General features: G+C 42.3%; 16 protein-coding genes and 1 pseudogene. 9 read left to right on the forward strand and 8 right to left on the reverse strand.

Annotated elements, in window-relative coordinates:
• Positions 1–750: a DNA repair protein RecO gene (gene recO, locus C0582_01135; protein PLX30142.1), complete on the forward strand. Its 750-nt coding sequence runs from the start codon at positions 1–3 to the stop codon at positions 748–750.
• Entirely contained in the window at positions 737–2,968 is a 2,232-nt protein-coding gene (gene parC, locus C0582_01140; GenBank protein ID PLX30143.1) for a DNA topoisomerase IV subunit A, read from the forward strand. The genes recO and parC overlap by 14 nt, the downstream gene beginning before the upstream one ends.
• A gap of 15 nt (positions 2,969–2,983) precedes the next feature.
• Here the strand turns inward: parC and C0582_01145 are convergent, their stop codons facing one another.
• Entirely contained in the window at positions 2,984–3,979 is a 996-nt protein-coding gene (locus C0582_01145; GenBank protein ID PLX30144.1) for a hypothetical protein, read from the reverse strand.
• A gap of 98 nt (positions 3,980–4,077) precedes the next feature.
• Between C0582_01145 and C0582_01150 the strand changes: the two are divergent.
• The 5 genes and pseudogenes from C0582_01150 (at position 4,078) to C0582_01170 (ending at position 7,140) form a co-directional block, all read left to right on the forward strand.
• A pseudogene (locus tag C0582_01150) lies at positions 4,078–4,465 on the forward strand (DUF4280 domain-containing protein).
• A 13-nt stretch (positions 4,466–4,478) separates the two neighbouring features.
• Positions 4,479–4,715: a hypothetical protein gene (locus tag C0582_01155; GenBank protein ID PLX30145.1), complete on the forward strand. Its 237-nt coding sequence runs from the start codon at positions 4,479–4,481 to the stop codon at positions 4,713–4,715.
• Positions 4,716–4,733: 18 nt separating this feature from the next.
• On the forward strand, positions 4,734–5,240 hold the full coding sequence (locus tag C0582_01160; protein PLX30146.1) for a hypothetical protein: 507 nt from the start codon (positions 4,734–4,736) through the stop codon (positions 5,238–5,240).
• Between the two features lie 12 nt (positions 5,241–5,252).
• Complete coding sequence (locus C0582_01165; GenBank protein ID PLX30147.1) at positions 5,253–6,647, forward strand: hypothetical protein; 1,395 nt, start codon at positions 5,253–5,255, stop codon at positions 6,645–6,647.
• 25 nt (positions 6,648–6,672) lie between these two features.
• Positions 6,673–7,140, forward strand: a complete 468-nt coding sequence (locus C0582_01170) for a hypothetical protein (GenBank protein PLX30148.1) — start codon at positions 6,673–6,675, stop codon at positions 7,138–7,140.
• On the opposite strand, the gene C0582_01175 is transcribed toward C0582_01170, so the two are convergent.
• The 3 genes from C0582_01175 to C0582_01185 are packed head-to-tail and all read right to left on the reverse strand — an operon-like array spanning position 7,124 to position 10,249.
• Positions 7,124–7,642: a 3-methyladenine DNA glycosylase gene (locus C0582_01175; GenBank protein ID PLX30283.1), complete on the reverse strand. Its 519-nt coding sequence runs from the start codon at positions 7,640–7,642 to the stop codon at positions 7,124–7,126. The genes C0582_01170 and C0582_01175 overlap by 17 nt on opposite strands.
• Before the next feature lie 15 nt (positions 7,643–7,657).
• Positions 7,658–9,505 (reverse strand): molecular chaperone HtpG, encoded by a 1,848-nt coding sequence (locus C0582_01180; protein ID PLX30284.1) that lies wholly within the window; start codon positions 9,503–9,505, stop codon positions 7,658–7,660.
• A gap of 42 nt (positions 9,506–9,547) precedes the next feature.
• On the reverse strand, positions 9,548–10,249 hold the full coding sequence (locus C0582_01185; protein ID PLX30149.1) for a hypothetical protein: 702 nt from the start codon (positions 10,247–10,249) through the stop codon (positions 9,548–9,550).
• A 90-nt stretch (positions 10,250–10,339) separates the two neighbouring features.
• On the opposite strand from C0582_01185, the gene C0582_01190 reads away from it, so the two are divergent.
• Positions 10,340–10,942: a superoxide dismutase [Fe] gene (locus tag C0582_01190; protein PLX30150.1), complete on the forward strand. Its 603-nt coding sequence runs from the start codon at positions 10,340–10,342 to the stop codon at positions 10,940–10,942.
• Between the two features lie 27 nt (positions 10,943–10,969).
• Positions 10,970–12,193 (forward strand): hypothetical protein, encoded by a 1,224-nt coding sequence (locus C0582_01195; protein PLX30151.1) that lies wholly within the window; start codon positions 10,970–10,972, stop codon positions 12,191–12,193.
• Here C0582_01195 and C0582_01200 read toward each other — a convergent pair.
• From C0582_01200 to C0582_01215, 4 genes are all read right to left on the reverse strand, one after another.
• Complete coding sequence (locus C0582_01200; protein PLX30152.1) at positions 12,190–12,645, reverse strand: hypothetical protein; 456 nt, start codon at positions 12,643–12,645, stop codon at positions 12,190–12,192. The genes C0582_01195 and C0582_01200 overlap by 4 nt on opposite strands.
• The gene (locus tag C0582_01205; protein ID PLX30153.1) at positions 12,638–13,036 is read right to left on the reverse strand and encodes a hypothetical protein; all 399 of its coding nucleotides are present in this window, start codon (positions 13,034–13,036) and stop codon (positions 12,638–12,640) included. The genes C0582_01200 and C0582_01205 overlap by 8 nt, the downstream gene beginning before the upstream one ends.
• Positions 13,037–13,127: 91 nt before the next feature.
• The gene (locus tag C0582_01210) at positions 13,128–13,421 is read right to left on the reverse strand and encodes a hypothetical protein (GenBank protein ID PLX30154.1); all 294 of its coding nucleotides are present in this window, start codon (positions 13,419–13,421) and stop codon (positions 13,128–13,130) included.
• Positions 13,422–13,535: 114 nt separating this feature from the next.
• Entirely contained in the window at positions 13,536–14,540 is a 1,005-nt protein-coding gene (locus C0582_01215; protein ID PLX30155.1) for a Holliday junction branch migration DNA helicase RuvB, read from the reverse strand.
• Positions 14,541–14,543 lie beyond the last annotated feature (3 nt).

Genomic DNA, 14,543 nt, shown 5'->3' on the forward strand with positions numbered 1-14,543 from the left:
ATGGTGCATTGGAGTGACCAAGGCATTATTGTTGAAATGCGGAAATTTGGTGAAAACAAGCTAATCCTTACGCTATTTACGCAAAATAATGGACTCGCAAAGGGCATTTATCGCCCGTCAAAAAAAACAATCTCATTTTTGTCTCTGGGAGTTTTGTGCGCGTGTCACTGGCAAGCAAGGCTGGAAACACAACTGGGTTTATGGCAGTTAGAGGTGATTCAAGATTCAACCGCGCAATTGATTTTTGATCCGATCAAGATGGGTGTTGCGAGTTACGCCTGTCAGCTTCTTTCCCTAGTTTTGCCAGAGCGCAACGCCTATCCACTCCTTTTTGACTCTATGCTTGAGATTTTCCAATCTATCCCTAAAGATCCTCTTTTGGCTTTAGGTGTTTTTGAACTGACTGTACTGGAATCTCTTGGATATGGTTTCACGTTAGATCAGTGTGCGGCAACCGGTGGAACTGAAAATTTGTCTTGGGTTTCCCCAAAATCAGGACAGGCCGTCAGTTATGAAGCTGGTTTGCCCTATCAAGATAAACTCTTTAAACTACCCCAATGTATGCTTGAAAACGGGGCTGACAACACCCAAAGTTTTTTGGGAAAAAGTATCGGTGAAGATGAGTTGAAATCTATTGTTTTGATTGCTGAATATTTTATTTTAAAACATTTCAATGACACCTGTCGATTGACAGATGTGATGAACTCAAGAAGAATGCTACTAAGAAAGGCTTTCAATCGTGACACTTAAGACTTCTGACAAAATAGAATCGGTTCAATTCCGCAAAGCTCTGGGGGATCGCTATCTGTCCTATGCAATGTCGACAATTGTTTCCCGCTCTCTCCCGGATGTGCGCGACGGATTAAAGCCGGTCACGCGGCGTATTTTATATGCCATGCTCGAGATGAAAATTCTCCCCAATACCGCGACTAAAAAGTCTGCCCGTGTGGTGGGGCCGGTTCAAGGTTTGTATCACCCCCATGGTGAGAAGGCGGTTTATGATGCGTTGGTGCGGATGGCACAGCCGTTCGTTATGCGTTATCCGCTTATTAAGGGGCAGGGGAATTTCGGTAGTATTGATGGCGATGAAGCGGCGGCTTCACGGTATACAGAGGTTAAGCTTTCACCGGTTGCTCTGATGTTATTAGAAGGTATTCATGAGGATGCAGTTCCTTTTCGTCCTAATTATGACGGCAGTGAGCAAGAGCCTATGGTTTTACCAGCAGCCTTTCCCAATCTTTTGGCCAATGGTGCTATTGGGATTGCTGTGGGGATGGCCACATCTATTCTCCCTCATAATGTTGATGAGTTATGTGCCAGTACAATTCATTTGCTTGATCATCCAGAGGCATCTCTTGATGATATTATGGCTTTTATCCCAGGGCCTGATTTACCAACAGGGGGGACAATTGTAGACTCTTCTGACGTTATGCGTCATGCATATCAAACCGGCCGGGGAAGTATGCGGGTTCGATGTCGGTATGACATTGAGTCCTTAAAGGGAGGCGGGTATCAGATTATTGTGACAGAAATCCCTTACCTGGTTCAGAAGAGTAAACTGATAGAAAAAACAGCTGATCTTCTTCTTGCGAAGAAACTACCGTTGCTGGCCGATATTCAAGATGAGTCTGCTCAAGATATTCGAATTGTGCTGACGCCTAAAAATCGTCAGGTTGATCCAGAACTGTTAATGTCAACATTATTTAAAAACACGGACTTTGAAACACGTCTTTCTTTGAATATGAATGTTTTGACGGCAGAAGGTGTGCCGAAAGTTTTATCCTTAATTGACATCTTAAAAGCTTTCATTGCCAGTCGTTACGAGATATTAAAACGCCGTACCAGCTACCGCATTGAAAAAATTTCTAGAAGATTAGAAATCTTAGATGGTTTTTTAATTGTCTTTATCCATTTAGATGAGGTAATCGCCGTCATACGAACGGCAGATGATCCAAAGAATGAAATCATGAAGCGCTGGGGATTGACTTATATACAAACTGAAGCTGTTCTTAATATCAAATTGCGCACACTTCAAAAACTTGAAGAACTGGCGATACGAAAAGAACACACTGCATTGAAAGAAGAAAAAATTTCTCTTGAAGGCCTGCTTGAATCAAAGTCTAAGCAAACAAGCCAAATCAAAAAAGAAATCACAGAGGTGAGGAAAACGTTCAATCAGCAAAAAGATCTTGTTCAGCGTCGAACGGATTTTAAAGTGGCGGCTGAGATTGCGGATATCCCAACAGATGCATTTGTTACAAAAGAAAATGTTACTCTGATTTGTTCAAAAAATGGCTGGATCCGAACATTGAAAGGATCTGTTGATGTAAGCGATGTAAAATATAAAGATGGAGATCACGACTTCTTTGCTGCGCCTTGTTATACCACGGATAAAGCGTTGGTCATGACGTCTGATGGCCGTTTCTATACGCTGAACATTCATGAGCTGCCAAGTGGACGCGGCTTTGGGGAGCCGCTGAGTGTTATTCTAGACCTAGATCATGATGTGAGCATTCAACAGATTTTGCTATTAGCAGAGGGGGAAGCACAAGAAAAAGTGCTCGTGGCTTCAACAGATGGCCGAGGATTCCTTGTGAAAAAAGAAGAGCTGGTTGCGCAAACAAAAAATGGCCGCCAAGTTCTGAATGTGATGAAGCCAGTCCAAGCGGCGCTTTGTCGGGTGGTAACAGGTGATCATATTGCGGTTGTGGGAGATAATCGCCGCCTGCTTATTTATAAAGTTGATGAATTGCCCCTCATGACCAAAGGAAGAGGGGTGACCCTTCAAAAATATCGCAGTGGTATATTAGCCGATGTCACATTCTTTGATGAAGAAAATGGGTTAACATGGCAAATTGGCAAACGGACCTATCAGTTTGAAGATTGGCGGTTATGGCTTGGTAAGCGAGGGCTTGCGGGCCGCTTTGTTCCAAATGGCTTTCCACGGGCCACACGATTCAAGTCTTAAGGAAAGAACGGTGTGTCATTGATGCGCTGTTACAAGATGCAAAAGTTTTTTGAGTTGATTGAGTCGAAAGAGGGTTATGAGTGGTTGCCATTTTTGAGGGGGCACATCGGGTGCATGTTCGCTCGCAACCAAAGTAAAATTTGTGAGGAAGGTGAAAAACTTTTGTTGCGTTTTTTCAATGCCTTTTCTTGTAGGGCCATAGAGGTCTGCAATCTTTTTCCCTCGTTTTTTACAGACATCGATTAGTTCTTGATAGGTTGTATTCATTTGACTCTCAGCAGAGTTGCAGGAGGTTTTATGCGCGGGTTTCAACTGCTTATTGACTAACTCTATTATCGTTTTAAGGAGTAATTTTAACAAATCTTCGTGTTCATTCATGATTGTTAATGAACGCCCTGAACCAGATAAATCTATTTCATGATCAAGATGTGATTTAATGAAGTCATGGGCGGATTGTAAAAACGTTTCATAGGATTTTTTTTGTGCGGGTGAAAAAGATTTTGAAATCGCCTCCAAATCATCCTTTAGTGATTGGATGATAGCTTGATGTTTTGCCGCATAACAAGCTGCCGCAGAAGCTGACGATGTGACATATCTACAAAAGTGAAACTTTTCTTCGAGGTTTTTGGTTTGGGTTGCGCGGTAAAGAACCTTTATCATGGCTTCGAATTCAGCCGGAGACACTTGATTTTCGCAAGAGCAAACATATGAAATTGCTCTCCAAAAATCTGGCTTAAGATCGATGCCATTTGCATAAACAGCCGCCATATCAAGGGCATCCCCATATTTGAAAAGACACTTTTTAAATAACGCGGGGTCTTTTTCTAAATGTCGACACGTTGTATACATCGCTCCCATATTCTCGGAATTTGAATAAAACTGGCATTTCTTTGCTATTTTTGGTTTTCCGGCTTGTGTACATATTTCCACGAATGACAAGTCAGAAGCGTGGGTATCTTGCGTTAACAAAGAAATCGATAAGTACAGAAAGAAAAAAGCTAGATGATTCATTCTATAGATTTTATGAATAAATGATATTGAGTGCAAACCTTAGTTGCGCCTGGGTCTTAAAAAGTTTAAGTTAAATACAATATTAACAACAGGGTAGGATGTCAGAACTTACGGTTTCCAATGCAGTTTGTGCCTGTACCTTTGGGATGGCCCCGAGTGTTCTTGAAGTTTTGCCATTGGCTCTCACCATGGGGCAGAGCATGCCAGCCGGCCATATAAATTCAGCGACTCCCTTTGCAGAAGTCATGCCTTTTGGTATGTGCATGAGTCTGGCAAACCCCGCCGTTGCTGCCGCAACAGCCGCGGCTTTGGGCGTTTTAACACCTATGCCGTGCACCCCTGTAACCTCTGTGTGGGCGCCTGGGTCACCTACGGTTATGATTGGGGGTATGCCTTGCTCTCAATAACACATCCATGGCCGTTTGTGGGTTTGGGGGTGTCGTGACGATTTCTTTTCCAGGCCAAGTTCAAATTATGATTCCTTAGAGTAGGGTGCGTTGTGAAATTTAAGTTTATTCTTCTTGTTTTTGCCATATTGGGGTTGGTTTGTGTTAGTTCTTACCTGGCCTATGTGTACGGGATGCGCACACAGCGCGCAGGAAATATTCTCCCTATTGAGCTCTCTTCAGCGGAAAAGCAAATAAAGTCAGCCAAAGAAAAAATTATTAAAAAAACAGCAGAAAAAAAAGCTAAAAAGGCTGAAAAGAAGCAGTTAGAAGAAGAGAAAAAGACATAAAAACCTCCAGAAAAGCCGGTGGAGGATCATCCGAAAAAAGAGGAGACGTCAGCAGGTTCTGCAGAAAAGAAAAAAAGAGATGAGGCCAAGGCAGGGAATAACAGTGACAAAGATAATAAAGCGGATAAGAACGATGACAAAAAAGACCCCCAGCCATCAAAGCCGCCCTTAACCAATGAAGAATTAAAAACAACACTTGCCCGCTATTACAAAACAGGCAAGCTCCATGAGCACTTAGTTGTTAATCAGGAAAAAGTGGATATGCGCTTGCAACGGTATTTTATTCGGGGCGGCATGGAAAGCCTGCACCACACAAAAGAATGGCATGAAATCTCTCTCCAAGGAAGTGGCCAAGAAATCAAAAGAGAAAATAAATTTTCAGACTTGAGCAAGATACCAAAAGACTTTTCAGTTCCAGCTGTCAAAAAATCATATGGTGTCGACTCCCCTTTGAAACAGAAAAATTATGCAACGCTTATTGAAGAAATTATTAAGCGCCCTTGGTATTCACGGGTTTATTATTAAAGGAATGAAGATATGAAAATAAGAAAGTATATCCTAATCGTTGGCTTAATGGCCTCATATGACATTTATCCTTTTCCTCTGGAACGGGGTCTTAGCCGTCATCACTTAGCAAATGTATCCGGGTTTGTTGGCCCCCATGGGATATCAGACGCTGTAAAGAAATTTGAGAAAGTGGATTTAATTTTCACTGGAGATGTGGAGAGCTTAACAGAGAAAATCCGTTATTTAGCGCAGAAGCTTGCCCATACCTATCAGGCAGGCCATGTTGATCAATTGCATATTAAGCACAAATTGAAAAACATCCCGGGCTATCATATTGAGGTGTCGTTGAAGGAGTCTGATCCTAGTGGGCGCAAAATTCTCACCATCGACGTAAAAAGAATTCCCTTCGGTATTTCTTCTGATTTTGTGATGTCAGATCATAAAGGCGGAAAATCGTGGAGTCAGCCGACAGATTTTTACTATAATAATCTATTTGGCTTGAATGATAACTTGCGGTTTCACAACGACTTTTCTTTCTTGCACCGCACCCGCACGGTCCAAGAATATCAATATACCCTGCCTCTGGGTGTGGAGGATACGGATCTTGATATTCATTACAATGTCTTAAGGCTTAGAAAAGATGATAAACCATTAACTGAAAAATATGCCATCATTGCTAATGAGTTTGGCTTTAAGGTAAGGCATTTTTTGATCCGTGATTCACATCATGTATTGAGAGGGATGCTTGGGATTTTAAGCTATTATGGGCAATTGAAATATAAAACCAATTTGGAACGAAATATAGCACACAGAATTGATAATTTGTGGCTGGGGCTTCATGGTAAATACATCTACGAAACCGGCGAAGTAACCTATGACCTGGATATTCAAAAAGGAATTAAAGGGTTTGGTGCCTATAAATCAATTTCAACAGATACCAATGAAATTCACGGCTGTTTAACACCGTTGATTCTTAGACTGGGTATTGAAACCCAGCAAAACAACTTTGAGGATGTGCAATTTAATCAAAGTGTTTTCTTGCAGATTGCAAATCGAACCCTGCTAGCAGATCAGCAATATAACTTTGGGGGCCGATTTAACTTTCTCGTTCCATACAACGCGCTATCTGGCGACAATGGTTTTAATGTAAAGTTAAACATGACCTATACCTTTCTGAGGGATCAGGTGGTTGATGCGATGAATCTTGAACCAGGGTTTTTGTATGGCTATACTTGGAATAAGGCCATTACCGGTGTTCAAACTAAGTCTCATACCCTCTGGGGATTTTATGGTGCCTTAAACGTGACGATTCGGGGTCCTTTGTATGCTATGGTTTCCTATGGGGTGCCGCTTCGTAATAAAACAGGGTCCTACAAATATAAAAATAGATTTATGATCAAGGCTGGTTTTAAATTTAATTTTTAAGAAGAGATAGAAAGGGATTGAAATGATGAAATTTTTAACTGTAATGGGGCGGTTCCTATTGATGGCTTGCGAAAAAGAAAGTGTCTCTCTTCAGGGTGCAGGGTGGCCTGAGGTCAAGCAAGCCAAGCAACTTTCAGTTATGATTCAAGCCATAGACAATGCGAATAATAACACGCCGGTGGCAGTTGATGTTGTGTATACACTCAGCAGTGATCTTGCTAAGAAATTAAGTCAAATGACAGCGCGTGAGTACTATCGTGATCGTGCTCAAATCATCAGAGATTATGTCAATGAAGTGATGATTCATAGTTGGGAACTTCCCCCAGGCCATACTATTAAAGAAGACGTTGATAACCTGCATCCTGACACCAAGCAGGCCTTTCTATTTGCTGACTATGATATCCCCGGATCCCATAGGGCCCGCTTGCCTCTTTTTCAAAACTTGATTGTTCTGTTAGGTAAAACGGACTTTAAAGTTAATCCGGTTGGGTAGATTTTATATCAGTGAGAACAAAGCGCCATAGCTTTTCCTGACTTTTTTTAATGCCAATGCGTGGTGTCACACCATGGGTTGGGATGGTCTCTCTTTCAATAAGTTGAATGCCAGCAGCTGTATTAAGGTGCGTGCCATTTTGCTTGATAGAGAGCCCCAAATGTCGACAGAGTTTTCCGGGGCCATCGAGATGGATGCCATTTTCAAGCCTAAGCCCCCGAATAAGAATCGCAGCTGGAGTGCCGTTACGCTCGCAAACAATGTTAAGGCAATGGTACATACCATAAACCAGGTAAATATATATGGTTCCAGGTTGTTTAAACATCGGAGAGCAGCGCGGTGTCATGCCTTTGTATGCATGTGAGGCAGGATCATCCGCACCGCGATAAGCTTCTGTTTCGGTTATGATGCCGCTGTGTCCTTCAAAACTGAGGCCGCACCCCAGAAGCTTTTCCGCTACAATGGGCGCCTCTTGGTTCAACCACGCGGGAATATTCAACAAAACCTTGTCCTTCACTTACCGCGTCATAAGGCGATTGATGCGCTGGGCAAAGGCTTGACCATCTGTCACAGGAATGCCGTCAATGATCATCGCTTGATCAAGCAAAAGCCAACACTGATCTTGCAGCTGTTGCAGGGCATCTTTGTTGCCAACTTCGTTGAGTAATTTTTGAATCACAGTATGATTGGGATTGATTTCCAGCGTTTGATGTTGCGTGGGGTTTATTTTTTGATCTTGCTGCATCATTTGCTGTAAGCGGGCGCTCATGCCGCCATCGTCCTGTACCAAACACACCGGGCTTGAACTTAGGCGCTTGGATTCACGCACGTCTTTAATGGCATCACCCAAGGTTGTTTTCATAAGCGCAATCAAAGGCGCTAGATCTGTTTTGTTTTCCTGTGTTTCAGATTCTTTTGAGCTGTCAAAGGGAGATAAATCAACCTGAGATGAGGTGATGGATACAAGTTTGTGCTCTTTATATTCTGAAACCATAGATGACCAAAATTCATCAACAGGATCCGTGAGCAACAGCACATCAAGACCGCGATCAGCAAACCCTTCAAGATTCGGATTGTTTTTCAAAGTTGCCAGATCAGAGCCACTTAAATAATAAATCTCCTTTTGATTTTTTTGAAAGCCGTCAACATATTCAGCAAGAGAGATGTGATTGTTGGTTTTATGAGAGTAGAAAAGAGATAAATCAAGAAGAGTATCTTTTTCGCTCGGCTCTTCGTAAAGACCTTCTTTAATGACAGGTCCAAAATTTTGCCAGAACTTAAGGTAACCGTTTTTATCATCTTTAAGTTGTTTTTGCAGCGTTGTGGTGATTTTTTTAATCAACCCTTGGCGCATTTTACGAAGCCTTGGATCGTTTTGAAGAACTTCTCGACTTACGTTTACGGATAAGTCTTCGGCATCAACAATCCCGCGAACAAAACGTAAATATTTGGGTAAGAGCTCTGAACATTTATCCGTGATAAAGACATGACGGATGTAGAGTTTGATTGAAACCTCACGTTTTGGATCAAACAAATCAAAGGGCCTTTGGCTTGGAATGAACAACAGCCCTGTATAATTGATGATTCCTTCAGCAGAAAAATGCAGCGTTTGCCACGGTGTGTCAAAAGCCTGACATGTGCCGTGATAGAAATCTTCATAGTCTTTTTCAGTGATGTCTTTCTTTGGAAGGGTCCAAAGGGGCTTTGCGGCATTTGCTTGTTCAGGTTTGTCAGCATTTATGCCTAAGAATATCGGAATGGTTATGAAGTCAGAATACGTTTTAATAATGTGTTCGAGTCGATTTTTTTCAAGAAATTCTTCAGCATCTTTTTTGAGGTGTAATGTGACATCAGTGCCGTGGCTTTCTTTTTTGGTTTCTTCAATGGTATAGCTGCCAGCGCCCGATGATGTCCATTTGTAGGCTTTGTCTTCTCCCGCTTTGAGGGTCACCACTTCAACTTTTTCTGCCACCATAAAAGCTGCATAGAATCCAACCCCGAATTGTCCGATCAAGCGGGTTGAATTTTCTTTTTGATCTTGCAACTGCTTAATAAATTGACCCGTGCCCGAGCGGGCGATTGTTCCAAGATTTTCTTTTAATTCTTCTTGGTTCATCCCGAGGCCATTATCGCTGATCAGGAGAGTTTTTCCTTTTTGATTGCTCCGAATCGTAATCTTGAAATCATCTGCTGATTTTTTGAGATCTGGATTTGTGAGCGTCAGATATCTAAGCCTGTCACAGGCATCCGCGCTGTTGGATATAAGTTCCCTCAGGAATATCTCTCTTTCACTGTAAAGAGAGTGGGTGACAATCTCCAATAAACGGCTAACTTCTGCTTCAAACTGATATTGATCGCTCATGATGGTCTCCATGCTTTTTATTGATTTATATATATTAAAAAACGTCTAAAAGTGCAATCTTTCCCGGATTTTTTTCAGGTGATATTTGAACAGATACCAGTACACCTTTGTCTGTATATGATCCAAGCTTTGACCGCGCAGTTGGTCGTTTTCCTGTTGATCTAAAATGTAATCAAGTTTGTCAAAGAAGGCGAGGTCTTTCTGATCTTTTAAAAGAACAGGGAAGGTTCGTTGAGGGCGCTGTTCTTGAGAAGAGGGAGGGCTGTCATGAATTTTGACGTATTTTTCAGCCCAGGCGTTCAAAACCAATTCTGGAATATGTTGAGGATACAAATGCTTCACTGAGCTTAAGATCAGTAAAATGAGGCCTGTGTGATTCATCTCTGGGGTTTTGTCTGTTATTTGAGACCACACTTTCAGTTGGCTATGGATAAAAGTGATTATGGTTTTTGAGAGGTCATCAAACTTATCTCCCCAGGCAGATTTGATCCATTGAATCAAGGGAGAAGAACCCGATGAGTTTGAGTCAGGATTCATTTGATTCATCCACCAGCGCAGCCGTGTAGAGGCCATAAGTGGATTGGGAGCTTTAGATGGGATTTGCTTGAATTCATTTGCAAGTGTGAGCAAAGATAACACACATTCGACATGATCTTTTTGCAAAGTAAGAGCAAGGGAAAATAATGTTTTTTCGCCTCTGGCAGGCTTCAGGAGCAATTCTCTAAAATCATCTCTAATGATTGCCATAAAACTCTAGATTTTTCTTAGCGCTAATACTATTATACATTTTGAATTTAGGCCAGCTTGGCTATTAACTTTATCAACCGGAGGTGACTTGTGAGCTTTCAACTACCCGCTCTTCCTTATTCTCTAAACGCTTTAGAGCCTTATGTATCTGAAAACACGTTAAATTTCCACCATGGAAAGCACCACTTTACTTATGTAAACAAGCTTAATGAATTGATTAAGGGCACAAGTTTTGAGGGGATGTCTCTGGAAACAGTTATAAAAGAGACATGCGGCCAAGCTGATCTTGTCGGCATTTTTAACAATGCTGCGCAGACGTGGAACCATACATTTTTGTGGAAATCAATGAAGCCCAAGGGTGGCGGCGTTCCAACAGGAGAGGTGCTTGAAAAAATAGAAGACTCTTTTGAATCCTATGAGGATTTCAAGAGTGAATTTATCCAAGCCGGCATGTCTCAATTTGGCAGTGGTTGGGTATGGCTTGTTAAAAATGATGAGAACCAGCTTAAAATTGTTAAAACAAGCAATGCAGAAACGCCTCTTAGCTCTGCGAACCATACACCTCTTATGACCTGTGATGTGTGGGAACATGCCTACTACCTCGATTATCAAAACCGCCGCACTGATTACCTGAACACGTTTTTGAATCATCTGGTTAACTGGGACTTTGTTGCAGAAAATTTGAACACTTAAACGAAGCGCACACCGACACCTTGGTTTGTGGAGGGAAAAATGACCATAACAAAAACATATGATGTTGTGGTTGTGGGTGCTGGCCCCGTGGGGTCTGTTCTTGCGTTGTCGCTTGCCAACGCTGGTATGCGGGTTGCTGTTGTTGAAAAGCTTAGCAAAGATAAAATTCTTTCTTCTACGCAAGATATACGCGCCTATGCTCTGTCTAGTGCCACGATTGATTTTTTAACTGCTGTTCAGGTATGGCCCAAAGTTTCTAAAGACAGCGCCCCCATCCATAAAATTCAAATCAGCAGTGGTGATTCACCCAGTGTGGTGACGTTTGAGACCCCTTCAGATCTCAAGTTGGCTCACCCATCCATGGGCGCTATTCTGCCAGCATTTAAGATGAGGCAGGCTTGCTTTTCTGAGGTGATCGCAATGGAGATGATTGATGTTTATCATGGAATGTCTGTGGCATCTTTGCAGCATCAATCAGATAAACGTGCTCACTTAACGTTATCCAATGGAACGGTTCTTGTATCACACCTTCTGGTGGGGGCAGATGGCCATTCGTCCATGATTAGAGAAAAAGCAGGGATTGATTTTATTGAGCATCAATATGACCAAAAAGCCCTCATTACTGTGATTGATCATCAAAAAAATCATGAGGGCATTGCCTATGAAAAGTTTTATGCAAGTGGGCCTTTTGCAACTTTGCCCATGCAAGGCAATCAATCAGGCATTGTGTGGATCGGCCAGGCGCAGGAAATAGAGGCTCTTCTAAGCTTAGAGGAGTCTCTCTTTAAAGAACTTGTTCAAGAGCGTTATCCCTCGGTAGGAGAAATAACCAAAGTTGGGCCTAAATACCAATATCCACTCACTCTCAAGTTTTTAAATTCAGTATACAATAATCGTGTTGTGCTGGTGGGTGATGCTGCTCATGCGATCCATCCTTTGGCTGGCCAAAGTTTAAATCTTGGTTTCCGAGATGTTATGATGCTGGTTGAAACGCTTAAGCCCATATATAATTTGGGGCTGGATATCGGCCATGAGACGGCTCTAGCTCACTATCAACAGTCCCGTAGATTTGACACGCTAGAGTTAATTGCAACAACCCATGGTTTAAATCATCTTTTTAGTAACGAGAATCCTCTTTTAAAGACCTTGAGAAAAGTAGGCCTACGTGCTTTCTCAAAGATTCCTGGGGGGGCGTCTTATGCAACGCGACATGCCATGGGCCAAACAGGATATAGGGCGATAGAAACTTAAATAGGTAGAAGTCCGTGGTATCGAGAAAAAGAGAGGGCGCCTAGCGCTCCGAGGGCGGTCAAAGACTGTTTAAGATCCCCCCAGCGATGGTGATGGCATAGCTGATAGGTCATCGCAGATCCATAGAGTGCTGTAGCTGCATATGGATTCCATGAAAAGGCTTTCTTCATAAACAGATCCGCAAAGAAAAAACCTGTCATATACAAGCCCCCAGTAATTTCAAAATGATGTCTTGTCCATGCTCGTTGGGTTGTGAATTTTGCCTCGTGCCAACAGACTGTTGGTGATAGTCCCGCGTCCTTTGACGTTTTTTCGATGAAATTTTTTTGCTCATCTGTTTGAGCTAAAAGCATGGATAAACTAATGAATTCAGAATTTTTTTCAATAAGAAGTTTCTTTAAGTCAAAACGATAGGCATGGCTGATGGTGTGATCAGCTTCTGGCTCAAGCATAAGCACAGTTAGATGATCGGTGGTATTTTCCCTTGCAAATACAGCTTTGGGTTTCTTGATCCAAGGACATGGCTTGAGATGAAGTAAGGCCGGTCATGGGCGTATTATCTACTACACCTGTCATTTTTTTAGTGACAAGATTCATGGCCTCTTCCCAACGATTTTGGTTTAAGACGACGTGGGTAAGATCATTTGCTCTTTCGACACGGATGGCCCCAGAAGGCTCTTCCGAGACTCTATATAGAAAAGATTCAGTGCCCAAAAGCTTGACAGTTTGAGTGTGGGTTATTGGGGGAGATTCTCCCGAATCAACATACCGTAACGGAAGAGTGTGTGCGCCCATAAAAGGCAAAAAAACGATAATAAGTAATAGAATATTTTTTTTAAACATTTTTACTTCCCTGCATTTCGTTATACCTATTATACCAATATATGGATATATCTGTAAGTAATTAATTAAAATCGTTCAAAGTTGTAAAGATTCAAAAAATAAAGTGAGGTAATCGGACGGGTTTTCCTAAGGTATTGATACAACAGACTTTTACTATTGCTTTAGCAAGCGTTTTTTCTTTCCTAAAGACCCCTTGCTCACATGTAAAGAAAGTATTTTTTTTATCTAAGAGTTGCGTTTTTACAACTATCACATCATCCATAACGGCGGGTTTGAGATATTTAATCGAAAAATCATGGACGACAAAAAGAATCCCTTTTTTATAAAGCTCTTTCTGGTTTAACTCAGAGCATCTAGCATTTCTGTACGGGCCCGCTCCAACCAACGCAAATACTCAGCATAGAAAACAACACCGCCCATGTCGGTATTTTCGTAATAGACCCGAAAAGGAATTTCATGAATACCGTTGTTGAAGGTGCCGGAGGTGGGCTCTAGAAGATTAGGATTGACTTTCTGAGACATAGTTTTTTCCTTTAAGGGTCAGAATTCGGCCGCGTGGAGTCCGCTGAATGTATCCTTGTTGAATCAGGTATGGTTCTATCACATCTTCAATCATATCGCGCTGCTCCGAGAGAAGGGCGGCAAGGGTTTCAACGCCTACAGGCCCCCCTTGATAGTAAATTTCGATGGCGTGCAAATACTTTCGATCAGTCTCATCAAAGCCACAATCATCAATTTCTAGCTGCCTCAGTGCTTGATCTGCAAGAGTGTTATCAACATTATTCTTATTCAGAACAACGGCAATATCGCGCACACGGCGAAGAAGGCGCCCCGCAATACGCGGTGTGCCCCGGCACCTTTTAGAGATTTCCTGAGCACCACTTTGATCGAGTGAAACATGCAGTTTTTTGGCATTACGCGTGATAATTTTCTCGATTTCTTGGGGTTCGTAAAACTGGAGGGTAAGCGGGATGCCAAACCGTTCCCGGAGAGGTTGGCTTAGAAGCCCTGATCGGGTGGTTGCGCCAATAAGCGTGAAAGGCGGCAGGGTGATCTGAATACTGCGCGCCCCTGGGCCTTCGCCAATCAGGATGTCAAGCTTGCCATCTTCCATGGCAGGGTACAAGATTTCCTCAACAGCTATTGGCAAGCGATGAATTTCATCAATAAATAAAATATCATGGGGTTGAAGGCCGGTTAACAATGCTGCTAAATCTCCTGATTTTGAAATGATGGGGCCGGATGTCATTTTAAAACCAACGCCAAGCTCGTTGGCGATAATCTGAGCCAACGTTGTTTTGCCAAGCCCAGGAGGGCCAGATAAAAGAACGTGATCAAGAGGGGTTTTGAGCTTTTGAGCTGCTTGGATGAAAGTGCTGAGATTTTGGGTTATCTTGTCTTGGCCAATGAAATCACTAAAAGATTTGGGCCGAAGCGCTGGGTTGTTTTCCTGAATTGTATCTTCTGACAGGAGATCTGGTTTGAGAAGGTCTGAATTCGACATCGG

Source organism: Alphaproteobacteria bacterium, assembly GCA_002869105.1.
Taxonomy (GTDB): domain Bacteria; phylum Pseudomonadota; class Alphaproteobacteria; order UBA7879; family UBA7879; genus UBA7879.